Below are 20,165 nucleotides of genomic sequence, written 5' to 3' on the forward strand. Positions count from 1 at the left end.
GTCAGAAGTAATGGAAAAATTAAATAGAAAAAACAGAGGTTTAGAAAAATTAAACCCAATAAAAGTAGTTCAGTTTGGTGAAGGAAACTTTTTGAGAGCTTTCGTTGATTACGCTTTTCAAAGATTGAACAATGAAGTAGATTTCAATGCCGGTATTGCTATGGTTCAGCCTTTGGCAGGTGGTATGGTGAACATGATTAATGAGCAGGATGGTCTTTATACTCTGTTTATGAACGGAATCAAAAAAGGGGAGAAAATTCAAGACATTCAGTTAATTTCTAATGTTGTTAAAGGAATCAATCCTTATACTGATTTTGCTGATTATTTAGCTTTAGCAAAAGAAGAAGAATTACAATTTATTGTTTCCAATACTACTGAGGCTGGAATTGAATTCGTTTCAACGGATACTCCGGATATGCAACCACCAGCTGCATTCCCAGCAAAGTTAACTCTTTTATTACACGAAAGATTCAAACATTTCAACGGAGATGCTTCTAAAGCAGTTACAATTATTCCTTGTGAATTAATTGATTATAATTCAGAAGCCTTGAAAAAATGTATCTTGCAATATTGTGATCTATGGAATTTAGATCCTGCATTTAAAAAATGGGTTTCTGAAGATTGTACGTATCACAGTACTTTGGTGGACAGAATTGTTCCAGGATATCCAAGAGCTGAAATTGAAGAGTACAACAGCAAATTAGATTATCAAGATAATTTAATTGTTGCTGCTGAGCCATTCTTCCTTTGGGCTATCGAAGGTGGTGAGGATTTGAAAGCAAAATTACCATTCCATAAAACGGATTTGAATGTTAAGATTGTTGACGATATTCGTCCTTTCAAAATGATTAAAGTTCGTATTTTGAATGGTGCGCATACCGCAATGGTTCCTGTTTCTCTTTTATTTGGTAACAAATTAGTTATGGAAACTGTGAATGGTGATTTTACTGGGCCATTTGTAGACAATGTAATCAGTGAAATTAGCGAAACGCTTCCGATGGATAAGAATGAAATCACTGCTTATGCTGAAGAAGTAATGGACCGTTTTAAAAATCCATTTATCAAGCATGCTTTAGCTGATATTGCTTTAAACTCAATCTCAAAATTCAAAGTTAGAGTATTGCCTAGTTTATTAGGATATTATGATGCAAATAAAAAATTGCCTGTTAGTTTGACTTTTTCATTAGCTTGTTTAATTCAATTCTACAAAGGAATTTGGAATAACGAAACTTTACCGGTAAAAGATACTCCTGAGTTAGTGGAAGCATTCAAAAAAGCTTGGGAATTAGGTAACTTAGAATCAGTAGTAACTACAGTGTTAGCTAATACAGATTTCTGGGATCAGGATTTAAATAAAATCGATGGATTGTCACAAGCTTTAGTGCTTGCTTTAACTGAAATTGAAGCCAACGGTATTCAACAAGGCTATATCAATTTTTCTCAAAAAAACTAAGAAATAAAAAAATTAAGTTAGTAAGATGCAAAAGAAATTAATAAAAGTAGATCCTTCGGATAACGTAGCTGTTGCTTTAGTTGACCTAAAGGCAGGTGAAGTAATTCCATTTGAAGGACAGGATGTTTTAGTTGTTTCCGACACTAAAATGAAGCATAAAATTGCCATGAAAGATTTTGAAGTTGGTGACAAAATCTACATGTACGGTGTTATCGTGGGGAAAGCGAGTCAAAAAATCGCTAAAGGTGATGTAATCGCAACTACGAACGTAAAACACGAAAGTGCTAAAGTAACCGGAAAAACGGATTCTATTGGTTGGGAAGTTCCTAATGTTGACAAATGGAAAGACAAAACTTTCATGGGATACCAACGTGAAGACGGTCAGGTAGGAACTGAAAATGTTTGGTTGTTTTTCCCGTTAGTTTTTTGTGAAAACAGAAATATCGAAATCTTAAAAGATATTTTTGAAAAAGAATTAATGAAACCAAAAGAAAACGATTACCAATTGTTATTGCGTTCATTAGTGAAATCAGAAACAGGAGGTGCTGGAAACGAAGCGGCTTCCAACGATGCTGATTTATTCAATAATATTGAAGTTAAATTCATCACGCACCAGGGTGGTTGTGGAGGAATTCGTCAAGATGCGCACAGTTTGGCTAAATTGTTAGCCGGATATGTAAACAATCCTAACGTTGCCGGAGCTACTGTATTGAGTTTAGGTTGTCAAAACTTACAAATCTCAATCTTCAAAGAAGCTTTAGAAGCAATTAATCCAAATAACCAAAAACCGGTATTAATTTACGACCAACAATCAATTGGTACAATTGAAGCGATGTTGAACTCTGTGGTTAAAGATTCATTTGAAGCCATTAAAAAAGCAAATCAAATTAAAAGAACTCCGGCTCCATTATCTAAATTAAGAATTGGATTGGAATGTGGTGGTTCTGATGGATTCTCAGGAATTTCTGCTAACCCAACATTAGGAGTATTATCTGATAAATTAGTTGCTCTTGGAGGAACTACTATTCTTTCTGAATTCCCTGAATTATGTGGAGTTGAGCAAGAATTAGTAAACCGTTGTATTGATGATAAGGACGGACAACGTTTCTTAGAATTAATGAAATGGTACGAAAAAACAGTTGTTGATGCAGGATCAGGATTTGATATGAACCCTTCCCCGGGTAACATCAAAGACGGTTTGATTACCGATGCTATGAAATCAGCAGGTGCTTCTAAAAAAGGTGGAACTTCTCCTATCGTAGGTGTTTACGATTACGGTGAATACATCAACGAACCAGGTTTTACTTTATTATGTACTCCTGGAAATGACGTTGAATGTACTACTGCCATGGTAGGTTCAGGTGCTAATATGGTATTGTTTACAACAGGTTTAGGAACTCCAACAGGAAATCCAATTGCGCCGGTTGTAAAAGTATCTTCTAACACGCAATTAGCTCAAAAAATGTCTGATATTATCGATTTCAACACAGGTGAAATCATCACAGGTGATAAAACGATTGAGCAAACAGCTGACGAAATGTTAGAGTTTATTATTAAAGTAGCGAGTGGTGAAGTAAAAACCAAAGCTGCTATTTTGAATCAAAATGACTTTATTCCTTGGAAACGAGGAGTATCTTTATAAAGATTGTTTTTAGATTTTGTTTTTAGTTGAAAAGGGAGGTTGTTTTTTTAAAACGCCTCCCTTTTTTTATGTTGTTATTTGAAGTAAAAAAGACACTGCAGATTGCTTCGCCTATTCGCTATCGCTCGGGTCACAGATTTTTGTTTTTATAATCTGCGATCTGCGGTAATTTTTTGATTAGTCGAATATTAAGCTATTCTGGTAGAAGATTGTCTGATCAATAACTTAGGCATTAAAACCACCTGACTTTCTGTTTTCTTTTTGTCACGGTTATTTATTTTATCTAAAAAGACCTGAGCGGCTACTTTTCCCATTTCTAAAGGCGATTGGTCAACAGTAGAGATAGATAATTCCATAAATTTGGTAAAAGGTTCGTTTCCAAAACCAAAAACACAAAAATCTTCCGGAATTTTAATCCCATGCTCTTTTAGTTTTTGGATAGCTCCCAAGGCCGCAAAATCACTCGTAGAAAAAATGGCATTCGGAGGTGTGGCAAGAGCAAGTAGTTTCTCGGCAGCTTCCTGACCTTCCTGAACGTTACTTTTGATATTGATAATGTAATCGGGATTAATGGCTATATTATTGTCCAGTAAAGCCTGTTCGTATCCGCGGTAACGCTCTTCGTATATTTCTAACGAACGGTCTCCTGAAAAATAAGCAATTTTATCACAACCTTGCGCAATTAGGTGCTCAGTAGTTTGGTATGAAGCCTGATAATCATCGATGGTAACCGAGCTGACGTTATTGATTTCTTTTTTTCGGTCAAAAAAGATTAAAGGTATTTTTTTTTGAATAACACGTTCAATATAATGATTGTTTTCTTCGCTTAGATTAGAAATCGACATCAAAATACCGTCAACCTGAGCGTTTAAAAGTGTATTAATATTTTCAATTTCGCGGTTTTCTTCTTCATGAGTTTGACAAATAATAACCTGATAACCCTCAGGATGTAATCCTTCTTCGATGCCTCGAATTACTGAAGCGAAAAAATTGGTGTTGATACGAGGTACAATAACGCCTACATTATTGCTTCTTCCGCTTCTTAATGCTAATGCTAATCGGTTTTGCTTGTAGTTCATTCGGTTAGCAGTTTCAAGAACGAGTTTTCGGGTGCTCTGGCTAATTTTTGGGTTGTTGTTTAAAGCTCTTGAAACAGTTGCAGCCGTAATGTTTAGCTCTTTAGCAATGTCATAAATGGTTGTTTTTTCACTCATTATAAATATTCTATCAGGGTAAAAATACTATATTTTTTCAATTATTTATAGGTTTCCTTTTGATATTGATGTGATTTTGAAATAAAATCTGCTTTTTTGATAAATTTTTTGTTTTAAGAATGTGTTTCTTAGAATAGTTTGCTAATTAATGGTTAATTTTTTTAATAAATGAAATAAATATTCTTTTTTTTGTGTAAATCTAATTTTTTTGAGGAAATTTATAGCTTAATAAAAAAAATAATTGATAGATTTGTGTAATCGATTGCATTCTTTTGTTGGAATAAGGAATTTCAATCGTATCGATTCTTAATTTAACCTCTTTAAATTTTTGTCTATGAAAAATAAACTGTTTCGGTTGTTTTCGGGTATTTCTGCGATAGCGGTTTCAGTAATGTTCTATAATTGTGCTGCGCAAAAAAAAACCGATGTGTTGTCAAATCCCTGGAAGCTGAAAAAACAGATTGAAGCCACGGTTGTTGCTCCGGTTTTTATCAATAAGAATTATAGTATTGTTGATTTTGGTGCGAAAAGTGGCGGAGTCGTAAATAATTCAGAAGCTTTTAAAAAAGCTATCGAAGCCTGTACGAAAAATGGAGGAGGAAAAGTTGTTGTGCCGACCGGAAAATTTTTAACCGGACCGATTCATTTGGATAACAATGTGGATTTGCATTTGGAAGATGGAGCAGAAATTTTATTTAGTACCAAATCTTCTGATTATCCTTTGGTGAAAACTACTTTTGAAGGAACAGAATGCATGAATCATTCGCCGTTAATTTATGCTTATAACAAAAAAAATATTGCCGTTACCGGAAAAGGAATCCTGAACGGTCAGGCAGATAATGAAAATTGGTGGTATTGGTGTGGTGCTAAAAGATACGGTTGGTCAGAAGGAAAAGGAAATCAGAATGACCCGCAAAATCGTGTTCGTTTAGTAGAATCGGGCGAGAAAAATGTACCGGTTGAACAACGAATTTATGGTGAAGGTTCGTATTTAAGACCAAGTTTTGTCGAGTTTTTTGAATGTACGGATGCTTTGATTAAAGATGTGAAAATTATCAATGCCCCTTTTTGGGTGATTCATCCGATGAAATCGGTCAATGTAACAGTTGATGGAGTTACGGTGGAAAGTCACGGACCAAACAATGACGGCTGTGATCCGGAATATTCTAAAAATGTAATCATTAAGAATTGTATTTTTAATACGGGAGATGATTGTATAGCTATTAAAGCGGGTAAAGATGGTGACGGAAGGCGTGTGGCGATGAAAAGTGAAAATATTATTGTGAGAGATTGCAAAATGCTTGACGGACACGGTGGTGTGGTAATGGGAAGCGAAATGACGGGTGGAATTAAAAATGTTTTCGTAGAAAACTGCGAAATGGATAGTCCTAATTTAGACAGAGCGATTCGTATTAAATCTAATTCCAGAAGAGGCGGAATTGTTGAAAATGTTTTTGTTCGAAATATCAATGTAGGTCAGGTGGGAGAATGCGTGCTGCGTATTAATATGTTTTATAATGTTTATGGAAATCAAACCGGAAATTTTATTCCTCAGGTGAAAAATGTGACTTTAGAGAATGTAAAAGTTAAAGATGGCGGTAAATATGGAATTTTAGCCAAAGGTTACAAGGAATTGCCTATTGAAAATGTAACTTTCAAAAATGTAACCATTGACAAGGTGAAAGAACCTTTTTCTGTTGAAAATGTAAGCAATCTTCAATTGATAAATACCTTTATCAATGGCAAGAAAGTTGATAGTCCTAAGTTGTAAAAAAACGAAGGATTAATTTCGAATTAAATTTTAAAATTAAAAAAAAAACAATAACGTAAAAAATAACATGATGAAAGCAAACCGATTTATTCTCACTTTTATTTTAATTGGAGCATTGGGTTTTACAAGTTGTAAATCACAATCAGCATCATCTTCGGCTAAGAATGAATTAACCTCTTCAAAGTTGAAATGGTCTGAAAAAATGGCTTTAACACTGATGATGCGTCATCCTAATGCCTATGAAATTGATGATCGGACCACCCCAAAATGGGATTATGTGCATGGTTTAGTAGCAAGTTCTATTGAAGAATTGTATAAAAAAACCAAAGATGAAAAGTATTATAACTACGTTAAAGGATATGCTGATGCTTTGATTGACGAAAATGGTAAAATTGCTACTTATGAAATGGATAAGTACAATATTGATATGGTAGTAGCGGCTAATATTTTGTTTGACATTTATGATCGAACAAAAGAGAATAAGTATTTAATCGCCATGCAAACCATCAGAAAACAATTAGATGATCAGCCAAGAACAGCAAGCGGAGGATTTTGGCATAAAAAGATTTATCCTAACCAAATGTGGTTAGACGGTTTATACATGGGGCAGCCTTTTTATGCTCAATTTACCACTACGTTTGAAAATGGAAAGAATCTTGATGATGTTGCAAAACAATTTGAATTATTAGAGAAAAATGATAAAGATCCTAAAACAGGATTATTGTATCATGCTTGGGATGAAAGCAGAAAAATGCCATGGGCTGATAAAGTAACTGGAAAATCACCTAATTTCTGGTCTCGTGCTTTAGGCTGGTATGCTATGGCATTAGTTGATGTTTTGGATAATTTCCCAAAAGAACACCCAAAACAAAAAGAATTAGTAGGTTATTTGAACGAATTAGCGGTAGCCTTGGAAAAAGTACAGGACAAAAAAACAGGGCTTTGGTATCAGGTAACCGATATGGGAGGCAGAGAAGGGAATTACTTAGAAGCTTCCGGATCTTCAATGTTTGCTTATGCTTTGGCAAAAGGAGTAAACAAAGGGTATTTGCCTGCTAAATTTAAAAAAGTGGCTAATCATGCTTTTGACGGATTAACCACTAAATTAATCAAAGTGGATGCTGACGGCGGAATTACCTTGACACAATGTTGTCAGGTGGCTGGTTTAGGTGGAAATCCATACAGAGACGGTTCTTATGAATATTATGTAAATGAAAAAAAGAAAGATAATGATCCTAAAGCGACTGGACCATTTATCTTAGCGGCAATTGAATTGAACCGTTAATTTTTTGTTTCTAAATTAATCAATAATAAGAATGAAATTTTTAAATAAAGCCATTGCAATCGGATTAGTTATTTGCACCAATTCGATTGCAATGACCCCAAAAACGGCTACAGTTTCCGGAGCAATTGTTGCTTCTTCAAAAGAAATTGCAGTAAAAAAAATGTATTTGGCTCCAAAAGACGAATACAATATTGTGGTTGCCCAGGATGGCAGCGGCGATTATAAAAGTATTCAGGAAGCTATTTACAATTCGCCTTCTTTTCCTTATAAAAGAGTGATCATTATCGTTAAAAACGGAATTTATAAAGAAAAAGTTCATGTGCCGGAATGGAATACTAATCTTTCTTTGATTGGTGAAAGCAAGGAAAAAACCATTATCACTTTTGATGATTATTTTGGGAAAATCAATCTGGGGCGCAACAGTACTTTTATGACTCCTACGGTTTTAGTAGAAGGAAATGATTTTAAAGCGGCCAATTTAACGATTCAAAATTCAGCCGGTCCTGTTGGTCAGGCGGTTGCTTTGTCAGTGGTGGCTGACAGAGTGGTAATCTCAAATTGTAATCTTTTAGGGAATCAGGATACTTTATATACTTCCGGCGAAGGGTTTAAAAACTATTTTAAGGATTGTTTTATAGAAGGAACAGTCGATTTTATTTTTGGCGGAGCTACTGCGGTTTTTGAAAATTGCGAGATTCATGCTAAAAGCAATGCTTATCTAACGGCAGCTTCAACTCCTGAGAGTTCAAAATATGGTTTTGTATTTTTAAATTGCAAATTGACTGCCGGCGAAAAAGCTACGGAAGTGTATTTAGGACGTCCGTGGCGAATTTATGCTAAAACTGTTTTTCTAAATTGCGAAATGGGAAGTCATATTCGAAAAGAAGGATGGAACAACTGGTCTAAACCCGATGCCGAAAAAACTTCTTTATATGCGGAATACAATTGTTCTGGTCCGGGATTTCAACCGGAATCCAGAGCCAAATGGTCGCATCAGTTGAACAAATCTCAGGCCAAGAAATATACGTTGAAAAATATTTTTGGAGATTCTAAATCAAATTGGTATTCAAGTTCTAAATAAGATACTATGAAAATAAAGTGCTTACTTTTTTTATTGATAGCAACGAGTTGCTTTGCTCAAAAAACGACGGTTTATACCATTGGCGACTCGACAATGGCGAATAAATCCAATCCTGCTGAAAATCCGGAACACGGCTGGGCTCAGGTTTTGCAACAATTTTTTGATGATAAAGTGGTAGTGGACAACCGTGCGATGAATGGTCGTAGTACCCGCAGTTTTATCAATGAGAAGCGTTGGGATTCGGTTTTGGAAACTTTGAAAAAAGGAGATTATGTTTTTATGCAGTTTGGGCATAACGATGAAAAAGAGAATAAACCTGCTGTCTATGCTAATCCGCATACGGCATATCGTCAAAATTTGATTCGTTTTGTGACGGAAACCCGAGCCAAAGGAGCGACTCCGGTTATTTTGTCTTCTATTGTGAGAAGAAATTTTAATGAGCAGGGAACTTTGGTAGATACGCACGGTTTGTATCCAATGGAAGCCCGATTGGTAGCGGTGGATTATAAAGTGCCCTTTATCGATTTGCAATATTTGACAGAATTATTGGAAGAATCCTATGGAGTAGAAGGTTCTAAAAAATTGCATTTGCATTTTGCGGCCGGTGAAAGTTCTTTTTATAAAACCGAAAAACATGACGATACGCATTTGTCATTGTTAGGCGCTACTGAAATTTCAAAATTGGTTATCGCCGAATTGAAAAAAACCGATTTGGATTTGAAAAATCACATTAAATAAAGAAAAAATATGAAAAGCAATTCTTTCTGTGTCCTTTTGTTATTAAGTTTTACGGTGTTGTTTTCGCAAGCAAAAGTTGAAAATAAAACGGCAGCCATAGAAAGAATTGTCAATCGTATTCAGTTGCCGGTCATTCCGGCTTATGCCGTTAAAGTTACTGATTTTGGTGCCAAAGGTGATTCGGTAACTAACTGCAAGCCGGCTTTTGATAAGGCAATGAAAGCCTGTGCTAAAAAAAACGGCGGAACAATTGTGGTTCCAAAAGGGCTTTACACCATCAATGGCCCGATTCATTTTGTGAGTAATGTGAAATTGCATTTGGAAGATGGGGCTAAAATTCGTTTCGGTTCTAATCCAAAAGATTATCCTTTGGTTTTAACCAGTTGGGAAGGAACCATGTTGTACAATTATAGTCCGTTGATTTACGGGAATAATGTGCAAAATGTAGCCATTACCGGAAATGGAATTATTGACGGCGAAGGGCATAACGGCTGGGTAAAATGGAAGCCATTAGAAGAAAAGGATAAATTACTAAGCCGTGAAATGAATCATAACAATGTGCCTTTACAAGATAGGATTTTTGGAAAAGGACATTATTTAAGACCGCAATTGATTCAGTTTTTGAATTCTACAGCTATTTTGATTGAAGATGTAAAAATTGAAGATTCTCCTTTTTGGTGTGTGCATTTGTTAAAATCAAAAAGTATTACCCTTAGCGGTTTAAAATACGATGCGCAGAATTATAATAATGACGGTATTGATCCCGAATATTCCAGTGATATTTTAATTGAAAACATTCAGTTTAATAATGGGGATGATAATGTGGCTATAAAAGCCGGACGCGATGATGAAGGACGAGGAAATGCAGCCAGTCCATCTGAAAATATTGTTGTTAGAAATTGCAATTTCAAAGGTTTGCACGCCGTGGTTATTGGTAGTGAAATGTCGGCCGGAGTACGCAATGTTTATGTAGATAATTGTAAAGCCAGTGGCTATTTGAAAAGAGTAATTTATATAAAAACCAATTCGGATCGGGGTGGTTATGTGAGAGATTTGTCTTTTTCGAATATTGCTTTAGGAAAAGTGGAAGATTGTATTTACATGACGGCTAATTATCACGGAGAAGGCAGCGGGAAGTTCCCTTCTAAGATTTCTGATATTTCTATTTCAAATATAAGTTGCGAAAGTGCTTCGAATGCCGCAATTATCATAGAAGGTTTTCCGGAAAAAAAGGTGGAGAATATTGTATTGGATAATATAACGGTGAAGTCGGCTAAAAACGGCATGAGCCTGACTCATACACAAAATGTGAGTGTTAACGAAATCGTAATTGGTGAAAAAGGAGGAGTTCCCAGTTCGGTTAAATAATAAAAATTTACGGGTTTAATTTCTCAACAGAAAATAAATGGCAGTAATAAGGATGCTGCTTTTTTCGCTTTCTCTTAAAAAAGCATAAGCTCTTTTCATCTGGGTTTTTACAGTGTTGATGGAGATGTTGTGCATTTCGGCAATTTCCGCATAGCTATGTCCTTCTACTACATGGGACATAAAGATTTCTCTCCTGGCTTGCGGGATTTTATCAACTAAATTAAAAATTTTCGGTTTTTTAGTTTCTTCAGTTTTTTCAAAAACAAGCTGTTCTTCCTCTTTAGGCAAAGCAATTTTTTTAGTGTTTAAACTTATGGTTGTGCTTTTCTCTAAATGCTGAAGACTTAAGTTTTTTACGGCTCTTGTGGCGTAAGCTTTAAACGAAATCGTAAAGTTGATGCTCTCTTCTTTTTCCCATAGATAAATAAAAAAATCCTGAACCACATCTTTTGCTACATCTTTATCCTTAGTAATATTAAAAGAAACTAAAGATAAATAAGTAAAATGCTCTTTATACAGGCTTTCGAATATTTTTAAATCTTTATGTGTTGACATGCGGATATTGATTTTGTATAGCTTGTAATGGATTGCACGAAGCAAATGTAAAATAAAAGATTACTTTTTTTTTGTTATATGTAAAAATAGATAAAATTTTTTAAGAATACTGTCACCCTGAAATGATTTTTTTCTAACAAATATTTAACACCTAAGAAATTTTGGAATTGTATAAGAAATTATTGGTGAACAAATTTTCTCCGGAAATAGCATGCTGACTTTGTTTTTAGAATTGAAGATAAATCAGAAGTTGTTTGAAAAGAGAGTAAAAAGCGAAGCAATTTATTAACATTTAAAATAAATTATTTATGAAGTGAACCCATAATTAAACAATGGGACATTTGAAAATCAGAAAGCAGTACCAGCATTTTCAGATTTAGTCATCTGTTTCAAAAGACGTATCGAAATTTAATCATTTAAAACCAACCAAAAATTATGAAAAGAATTTTACTTTATCTGACCATGATGTTTGCATCTTTACAGATGTTTTCACAGTCGGTAACAATTACGGAGTCTGTAGGATGGTTAGAATCAGCTTATGTGAAATGGCAAACTGTTTCCGGAGCACAAAGCTATAATGTGTATTATAGTGGTAATGGTTTGACTAACCAAAAAATTGACAATCAATTAATTCGTAGTTATGGTTCTTATTTTCGTGCCGACGTTTTAGGTTTGGCAGCAGGAACTTATACGATAACTGTTAAACCGGTTATAAGCGGATCAGAAACATCGGGGGCTACCACACAAAGTTTGACTGTTTTAGCTCATGACCGAAATGGTTTTGCTTTTCAGGGTGGAAGAATACCGGGAGCTTATAATATGGACGGAACGCCCAAAGCTAATGCGGTAATAGTATATGTTAGTGAAAATACTAAAAATACAGTATCTCTAAATGTTACCGGAGCAACCACCAATCCTTGCGTGGGTTTGCAAACCATCTTAGACGGATTTAAAAAAGGAAATGATTCTCGTCCATTAATCGTTCGCTTAATCGGTCAGGTTAAGGATTTGAGCTATATGTTGGCAGGAGATATTGTTGTTGAAAATAAAAGCGGAGCTAATTCGATTACATTAGAAGGTGTAGGAGATGATGCTGTTGCAGACGGATGGGGTATTCGTATTAAAAACGCAGCTAATATTGAAATTCGCAATATTGCAACCATTAACTGTAATAGTGACGAAGGGGATAATATTGGGTTACAACAGGATAATGAATGTGTTTGGGTTCATAACTGCGACTTTTTTTATGGAAATGCAGGTAGTGATGCCGATCAGATAAAAGGGGACGGAGCTTTAGATAGTAAAAGATCAAATTGGGTTACTTTCTCATACAATCATTTTTGGGATTCAGGAAAGTCAAATTTATTAGGTTTAAGTGAAGGGGTTAATCCTGGCTATATCACGTATCATCATAATTGGTATGATCATTCTGATTCCCGTCATCCGCGTGTGCGATTTTATTCGGCACATATTTATAATAATTATTATGATGGAGTTGCCAAATATGGCGCGGGTTCAACAATGGGTTCTTCGTTATTTGTTGAGGGAAATTATTATAGAAATGCCAAATATCCAATGCTGATTTCATTGCAGGGAACAGATGTTTGGAGTAGCTCTAAACAAGCCAATGATCCCGCTAATATGGGAACTTTTTCAGGTGAAAACGGGGGAGTAATTAAAGCGTTCAATAATACTTTTGACGCTGATTTAGCTACAAATAATATGCGTTTTGTGGCTTATGGAGATACGAATCCTTTGTATAATATTTCGGGAAAAATTAGCTCAACGATTGATTTTGATGCTTATGTGGGAGCAACAAGAAGCGAGCAGGTTCCGGCTACGGTAAAATCCTATGCAGGAGCTAATACTTATAATAATTTTGATACCGATCCGTCATTATATGTAAATGCTTTAGTGCCAGATTCGCCGGAAACTGCTAAAACGAAAGTGATACAGTATGCCGGTCGTGTAGGTGGTGGTGATTTTAAATGGACTTTTAATAATAATTCTGATGATACTTCCTCAGCAGTAATTACAGCATTAAAAACAGCTGTTACGAATTATACATCTTCTTTGGTAGCAATACAGGGTGAAACGGTTGTTTCGAGTCAGACTTTAGTAGCAACCACAAATAACAACAGCCAAACCGTGACGAGTGGTTCAGCAATTGCAAGCATTGTATTTACCTGGGGAGGAGACGCCACCGATGCAACGGTTACAGGGTTGCCGGCTTCGGGACTTAGTTTTGTGAAAGATTCCAATGCTAAAACAATTACGATTTCCGGAACTCCTACAGCTAATGTTACTTATTCCATTGCAACAACAGGAGCAACTGGAAATCCGGCTACAGCTACTGGGACAATTACGGTTGTGCAACCGGGTACGACAACAGGAGGAGAGGTTCATAATTTTACAGTGTCAGGAAAAACAAGTAGTTTTTATACCATCACAGGAACTATGAACTCTACCAATGGTTCTCAGACTTATGATGGTTTGACATTGACTTCCCGTTTGAAAATTGAATCAGCAACATCAATTACTTATACAACAACCGGAGTTTCTACTTTGACTTTGGTTTTTGATAGTACTTTTTCAGGAGCTATTAAATTAAATGGAAGTTCATATACTGCAAGTGCTGGTATTGTTATAATTCCTTCTTTAGCTGCTGGAAGTTATTCTATAACTAAAGGAGATCCAACTAATTTGTATTATATTAAAACAGCGTATGATACACCAACCTTAGTAAATCCGAGTATTTCTAATTTTTCTGTAGCTAATAAAACAGTTGGTGATGCTGCATTTAATTTAACAGCTCCTACGTCTAATAGTGATGGAGTATTTAGTTATACTAGTAGTAATACAAGTGTAGCGACTATTAGTGGAAGTACAGTAACCATTGTAGGAGCAGGAACGACGACTATAACAGCAAATCAGGCTGCTACTGCAACTTATGCGGCAGGTAGCATTGCTACTACTCTAACGGTAAATTCAGCAGCTGTTTCTAATCCAACTCCAACATTTTCTAATTTCTCAATTCCTAATAAAACAGTAGGAGATGCTGCTTTTACCTTGACAGCGCCAACATCCAATAGTGATGGAGTATTTAGTTATACTAGTAGTGATACTAATGTGGCAACTATAAGCGGTAGTACGGTGACTATTGTAGGAGCAGGAACAACAATAATTACAGCAAATCAAGAGGCTACTGCAACTTACGGGGCAGGAAGTATTGCTGTTAATTTTATTGTTTCATCAGCTGCTACTTCATCTAAAATGGATGTTTGGGATTTTGGTGCAGAACAATTGGATACATCTTTGTATAATAATATGTTAGATGTAACTACAATTAACGGTTGGTATCCAAGTACTACTGTTGCAGGTTCTATAAGTACATCTAATACGATGCCTACAGCTTTTACCGTAGGTGCATTGTCTTGGGTAGGTAATGCAAGTGATAGATTAAGAACTACAAATACAAGTATTACACGTTACGATGCTAATATTGCGAGTGTAACAAATTATACCGGAAGGGTATATTGTAATGGAACGCCAACACTTTCTTCCGGAGTTCCAACAAATCGATTCATGAGAATTGTTTTGGATAAAGATGATGAAGTAACGATTATAACCAGAACAGATGCGGATGCAGTTCTTAGTTTTGTTGATGAAAATAATCCAACTTTACAAACAGAAACATTAAATGTTTTAGCAGCCGATTTGACTACAACAGCGATTTTTGTAGCTAAAAATTCTAGTACGTTCAAAATTTATTCAAATGGTAAAACCAGTTTCTATAGAATTTTAAGAAAATCGGCTTCAACGTCAACAGTGAGTTTAACTGCTCCAACACTTTCAAATTTTAGTATGGCTAATAAAAAAGTTGGTGATGCTGCTTTTGCATTAACGGCTCCAACTTCAACAAGTGATGGCGCATTTACTTATACAAGTAGCAATACAAGTGTAGCCACTATTAGTGGTAATACCGTAACGATAGTGGGTGCGGGAACAACAACTATTACGGCAAATCAGGAGGCAACCTCAACTTATGCTTCTGGAAGTATAGCTGCAACTTTAACGGTTACTGCACCGCTAACGACTCCAATACTTTCTAATTTTACCATTTCAAATAAAACAGTAGGAGACGCTGCTTTTACTTTGACAGCACCTGTGTCGAATAGTGATGGTACTTTTACTTATACGAGCAGTAATACAGCTGTGGCAACCATCAATGGAAATACAGTTACAATTGTAGGTGAAGGTTCAACAACAATAACAGCCAATCAGGCGGCTACAGTAACTTATGCGGCCGGAAGTATTACGGCTGATTTGACTGTAGTATCAGCGCCTGTTGCTAGTTCTGTTATCTATGATTTTAGGGATGGGGTGATTATTGCCGCCGGGAAAAGTGCTGATAATGTGGTTACTTTGAGTGGAGGAAACTACAAATTACACGGTGCAACTTATGGTCTTAACATGAAAGTCGATGGTCAAATTGATATTGCTGTAACCGGAAGTTGTACGGTTCGATTTCTAGGGTCGCAATATTCTTCATTACAAATGGAAGGTACTGCTACTTCGACAGGAGATTTAGGAACAAAAGCGACTAAAGTGGTTGTAGATCGCGTAGATACTTTTGAATTTGCATATATCGGCGGACCAAGAACTTTACGCTTTAAACTAGTGGCTCCGGGGACTGATTTGTACTTGCCATTACTTGAGATTATACCAAATAATGTTACTATAGCCAAAGCCGATGTTTGGGATTTTGGAGGGGTACAACTTGACGAAGTTTTGTACAATAATAAATTAGATGTAAATACTATCAATGCCTGGTATTCCAGTACTATTACAGCAGGAAGTACAGGTGTTGTATTGCCTTCTTCGTTTACTGCCGGTGATTTAGGATGGGTTGGTGGAACCAATGACCGTCTTAGAACTTCTAATACGGCAATTACCAGATATGATACCAATTTGGGTTCTGGAGCAGCTGCAGGATTTACCGGAAGGATTTATGTAAACGGAACGGCTCAAACAGGGCGTTACTTAAGTTTTAACCTGAAAGAAGACGATGAGTTAACTGTGTTTGCTAATAGTGATGCAGCAGGAAAATTGAACTTTGTTTTTGTTTCAGATGCAAACGTACAATCTGATTTAGTAGAGACTACGACAACTACTACAGAATATAAATTTGTAGCTAAAAAAACAGGTTCATACAAAATATTTGATCCGGTAAATAAACCAAGTTATTACAGAGTATTGCGAAAGTCAGCTACTTATGTTACCGTTTCAGGAGCTATTGATATTACTAAAGCCGCTGATATTCCGGATGGCTACACAGTTGATTTTACAAATGAAGTCGGTAAAACCTGGAGTGCGACAGTTTCTAATGGGAAGTATAGCGTGATAGTTCCGGCTGATTATACTTATACCTTAAGCATTGGAAATGCAAATGGCTATTTGATTACCAGCGGAGATACCTTTGCAGTAACTGCCGATGCAACAACGAATGATATTGCTGTATCTAAAATTACATTATATACTGTAACAGGAAATGTAGCAGGGTTAGGAACGGATATTACTAATTTAAGTCTGAAATATACTCCGGATCCGGCTGCTAATAGTGCTTATGTGCCTGCTTCAGTTGTGAATACTACGACTGCTCAATATTCCGTGAAATTAGAAGCGGGAGTTGCTTATACAATTTCAGGTATCGGAGTTAATGAATATGAAATTTTAGCCAATACAATTACGGCTAATGCTAATGCAACTGCAGATGTTGCTTTTACGTTGAAACCTAAATATAAGGTTACAATTACAGCACCAACTTTGGATGCAACACAATTGTCTAAATTAGGATTGAAGTTTAGCAATAGCAATGAAACAGGTGTAAGCTATACTTTTACTGATGTAAATAATATTAATTTAAGAAACGGTACCTATTCGGTTACAGCTTTAGGTTTAGATGAATATCCTATAGAATTAGCTTTAACTTCTAATTTGGTGGTTTCCAATGCAGCGGTTTCCAAAGAGTTAACATTTAAACCAGTATCGGTTTGGTCTTTTGATGATAAAGTAATTTCAAATGGAACAACAAGTTATAAAGGAATGCTTTTTACAGGTTCGGTAGTTAATGAAATTGCCAAAGGGCATTTGAATGCTGCAGCAGGATCAACCATTTCTGTTCCGGTGTCGCCTAATCAAAAAGTGATAGTTACGTATTATTATGCCGCTAATTTTTCAGTCGCAGGAGGAAATGCGGTAACAACTACCAGCGGAAGTACTTCTCTTTTGGAAAAAACAGAATATGTTTATACAGGAACTTCAGCAGGAAATGTAGTAATTGCTGTAAACGGAACTACCTATTTTACAGAAATATCGGTAGAGCAAATTGTAGCTTACGCTCCGGTAATTACTGTTGGGGTTGATAAAGATTACCAAACCATTAATGCCGCTTTAAAAGCGATTTCCAGAATGGTGCGTACTTCATCACAAAGAGTTTCAGTAGTAATCGATCCGGGGAACTACGAGGAAATGATTGTGGTAAATAGTCCAAATGTAACTTTCAGAAATGCATCGAGTACACCTAGTATCGCCTTAAAAAATAAAGGAGTGGATATTGATGCTAATGCGGTGCGTATTACATCTTACTATGGTTACGGATATAGCTATTACAGTCAGGGGAATGATAATAAATGGAATGCTGAGGTTTTGGCGGTAAACAAAGCGAACAATAGTTATACTTACGAAAATGTGAGTGGTACAACCAATGGTTCTTATTGGGATGCTACAGCGGTAATTGCTGCCAATGGTTTTGAGGCCGAGAATATTATTTTTGAAAATTCATTCAACCAATACATTTCTAAAAAAGAATCTCAGGACAAAGTAGTAATGTGGGCCGTTGGAAACAAAGGTTTACGCCCGACAGATTACGGAAATACTGCGGTTCAAAACAGAAGTTTTGTAGAAAGAGCAGCAGCTATCGCAATTCCAAACGGAGTTGATAAAACTATTTTAAAGAATTGTAGAGTAGTGGGACGTCAGGATTCTTTCTATGGAGGTCAGGGTTCAAGAGTTGCCATTTACAAAGGAGTAATGATGGGGGCTGTTGATTATATTTTTGGAGGAATGACGGCGGTATTCTATAAAACAGATTTTGCAATGAATGTAAGTGATGTTGCCGGAGATGCTGCTTATTTAACAGCTCCGCAACAAAGCAGCGGAAGAGGTTATTTATTGTATGAATGTAAAGTGACGTCTGCTGAACCTGGAGTGGAAACAGCCTCGGCTTACAGAGCAAAACCGGGATATTTCGGTCGTCCTTGGGCGGCTAATACCAGTGAAGTAGTGGTTTATAAAGCAACTGTTGAAACTTCCAATTACCCAGGTTCAGAAGGATTGTCGCTGATTTCTCCGGAAGCTTGGTCTAATTCTTTAAGTGGAACATCTGATAATATTTACGAATTCGGCACGATTGAAAATTCTGGGGTGAATAATTCCGGAAATCGTGCAAGTTGGTCTAAAGTTTTGTCAACTCCGGTTTTAACTGATGGTACTGAAATTACACCATTCAATTTTACCAAAGGAACTGACGGTTGGGATCCATTCCCAATTTTGGAAACTATTACAACTTTGCCAAATAATAATTTTACGGTAAAAGTAAATAGTGCTACTTGTAACGGAATGCAAAATGGTTCGATTGTAGTTTCTTCTAAGGAGCAAACATTGAATTATAATGTGAGTATTAATTTGACGAATCTGACTTTGAACAGTACTGCAGGATATACACAAGCTATTGAAAATCTAGCTGCCGGAGTGTATAATGTATGTTTTACAACGCCGGATATAGCAGGCTATTCACAATGTTTTGAAGTAAAAATCGAAGAGCCTGAGAAGATTGTAGTGAGTTCATTTGTTTCTAAAAATTCTAACACGGTTAGATTAGCTTTGAAAGGAGCTGCAACCTATAAAGTAGCTGTCAATGGTGTAGAAGAAATCGTTTCGGCATCCGAGTATAGTGCTAAATTAACCTCCGGATTGAATACAATTGCTGTAAGTACTGATTTAGAGTGCCAGGGAACGTATAATGAAACTGTTTTTCTTTCAGAAGATATTCAGTATTTTCCAAATCCAACTAGCGGTCCGGTTGAAATATATTTGGCTGGTAATGATGCTCAGGTTAGGGTTCGCGTTTTTGACATGGCAGGAAATAGAATATTTGATATGGAAAAATCCATTGCTGCTGACAGAAATGTAGGCGTTGATTTATCGGCCTATGTTTCGGGAGTGTATCTGGTGGAATTAGAAGGGAAAACAATTAGTAAAACATTTAAAATTGTAAAAAAATGAGAAAATCATTAATTTATTTTGTGCTTTCATTGGCGATTCTGAATACTGCCTGCAGTAATGATAAAAATGATGATAATGAAAACAGCGCTCCTGTAGTGGGAGAGCTTTATCTGGCAAGCCCTTTGGATGCTTCCACCTGCGAAGGTGTCTCGACCTCATCTTCTAAATGTGAGGTGACTTTGAATTGGGAACCAATAAGCGAAAATGAAAGTTATGTGCTTACGGTAACCAATTTGAATACAAACAAGGTGGTGCTTATTCAAAATGATATTAAAACAACGTCTTATAAAATTGTTTTAGAGAAAAAAGTACCTTTTTCCTGGAAAGTTTCTTCAAGAAATAAGGTGACCAAAAAGATAAACTATGAGAGTCCTGTTTGGCAGTTTTATGCTTCGGCAGGAGAAAGTGTTGCTAATTACGCGCCTTTTCCGGCTAGTTTAATTGCTCCAATTCAGGATAAAACAGTTACTGCTGTTGATGGTAAAATAGTTTTGAAATGGGCCGGAGCCGATACCGACGGAGACAGCCTGAAATATACGGTGTACATTGATAAAGTGGACGGAATGCAAACTCCTGCTGCTGAATTGACCAATATTAGCGCAACACAGGCTAGTGTCAACGTAAGTGCCGGAGTCTATTATTGGAGGGTAAAATCTTCTGATGCAAATAGTAGCTCTTTTTCGCAAATTGTGAAGTTTACGGTAAACTAATT

The 20,165-nt window shown here is 36.1% G+C and carries 11 protein-coding genes; 9 read left to right on the forward strand and 2 right to left on the reverse strand.

Annotated elements, in window-relative coordinates; genetic code table 11:
• The first annotated feature begins 10 nt into the window (after positions 1-10).
• Entirely contained in the window at positions 11-1,453 is a 1,443-nt protein-coding gene (locus B6A10_RS02960; RefSeq protein ID WP_188219671.1) for a tagaturonate reductase, read from the forward strand.
• Positions 1,454-1,478: 25 nt separating this feature from the next.
• Positions 1,479-3,095: a UxaA family hydrolase gene (locus B6A10_RS02965; RefSeq protein ID WP_188219651.1), complete on the forward strand. Its 1,617-nt coding sequence runs from the start codon at positions 1,479-1,481 to the stop codon at positions 3,093-3,095.
• 188 nt (positions 3,096-3,283) lie between these two features.
• On the opposite strand, the gene B6A10_RS02970 is transcribed toward B6A10_RS02965, so the two are convergent.
• Positions 3,284-4,309: a LacI family DNA-binding transcriptional regulator gene (locus B6A10_RS02970; protein ID WP_188219652.1), complete on the reverse strand. Its 1,026-nt coding sequence runs from the start codon at positions 4,307-4,309 to the stop codon at positions 3,284-3,286.
• A gap of 334 nt (positions 4,310-4,643) precedes the next feature.
• On the opposite strand from B6A10_RS02970, the gene B6A10_RS02975 reads away from it, so the two are divergent.
• The 5 genes from B6A10_RS02975 to B6A10_RS02995 all read left to right on the forward strand — a co-directional run bounded on the left by B6A10_RS02975 (position 4,644) and on the right by B6A10_RS02995 (position 10,552).
• On the forward strand, positions 4,644-6,080 hold the full coding sequence (locus B6A10_RS02975; protein ID WP_188219653.1) for a glycoside hydrolase family 28 protein: 1,437 nt from the start codon (positions 4,644-4,646) through the stop codon (positions 6,078-6,080).
• 67 nt (positions 6,081-6,147) lie between these two features.
• Positions 6,148-7,365, forward strand: coding sequence for a glycoside hydrolase family 88/105 protein (locus B6A10_RS02980; RefSeq protein WP_188219654.1), 1,218 nt, complete (start codon positions 6,148-6,150; stop codon positions 7,363-7,365).
• Between the two features lie 31 nt (positions 7,366-7,396).
• Complete coding sequence (locus B6A10_RS02985; protein ID WP_188219655.1) at positions 7,397-8,446, forward strand: pectinesterase family protein; 1,050 nt, start codon at positions 7,397-7,399, stop codon at positions 8,444-8,446.
• Positions 8,447-8,452: 6 nt separating this feature from the next.
• Positions 8,453-9,184: a rhamnogalacturonan acetylesterase gene (locus tag B6A10_RS02990; RefSeq protein WP_188219656.1), complete on the forward strand. Its 732-nt coding sequence runs from the start codon at positions 8,453-8,455 to the stop codon at positions 9,182-9,184.
• Positions 9,185-9,193: 9 nt separating this feature from the next.
• Positions 9,194-10,552 carry a glycoside hydrolase family 28 protein gene (locus B6A10_RS02995; protein WP_188219657.1) on the forward strand — a complete coding sequence of 453 codons (1,359 nt, stop codon included), beginning with the start codon at positions 9,194-9,196 and terminating at the stop codon, positions 10,550-10,552.
• A gap of 15 nt (positions 10,553-10,567) precedes the next feature.
• Here the strand turns inward: B6A10_RS02995 and B6A10_RS03000 are convergent, their stop codons facing one another.
• Entirely contained in the window at positions 10,568-11,107 is a 540-nt protein-coding gene (locus tag B6A10_RS03000; protein WP_188219658.1) for a sigma-70 family RNA polymerase sigma factor, read from the reverse strand.
• Between the two features lie 435 nt (positions 11,108-11,542).
• Between B6A10_RS03000 and B6A10_RS03005 the strand changes: the two genes are divergently transcribed.
• Positions 11,543-19,453, forward strand: a complete 7,911-nt coding sequence (locus tag B6A10_RS03005; protein ID WP_188219659.1) for a pectate lyase family protein — start codon at positions 11,543-11,545, stop codon at positions 19,451-19,453.
• Positions 19,450-20,163, forward strand: a complete 714-nt coding sequence (locus B6A10_RS03010; RefSeq protein ID WP_188219660.1) for a hypothetical protein — start codon at positions 19,450-19,452, stop codon at positions 20,161-20,163. Before B6A10_RS03005 ends, B6A10_RS03010 begins: the two co-directional genes overlap by 4 nt.
• Positions 20,164-20,165 lie beyond the last annotated feature (2 nt).

Origin of the sequence: Flavobacterium pokkalii, from assembly GCF_014596575.1 — a bacterium.
In the GTDB taxonomy this organism is placed as follows: domain Bacteria; phylum Bacteroidota; class Bacteroidia; order Flavobacteriales; family Flavobacteriaceae; genus Flavobacterium; species Flavobacterium pokkalii.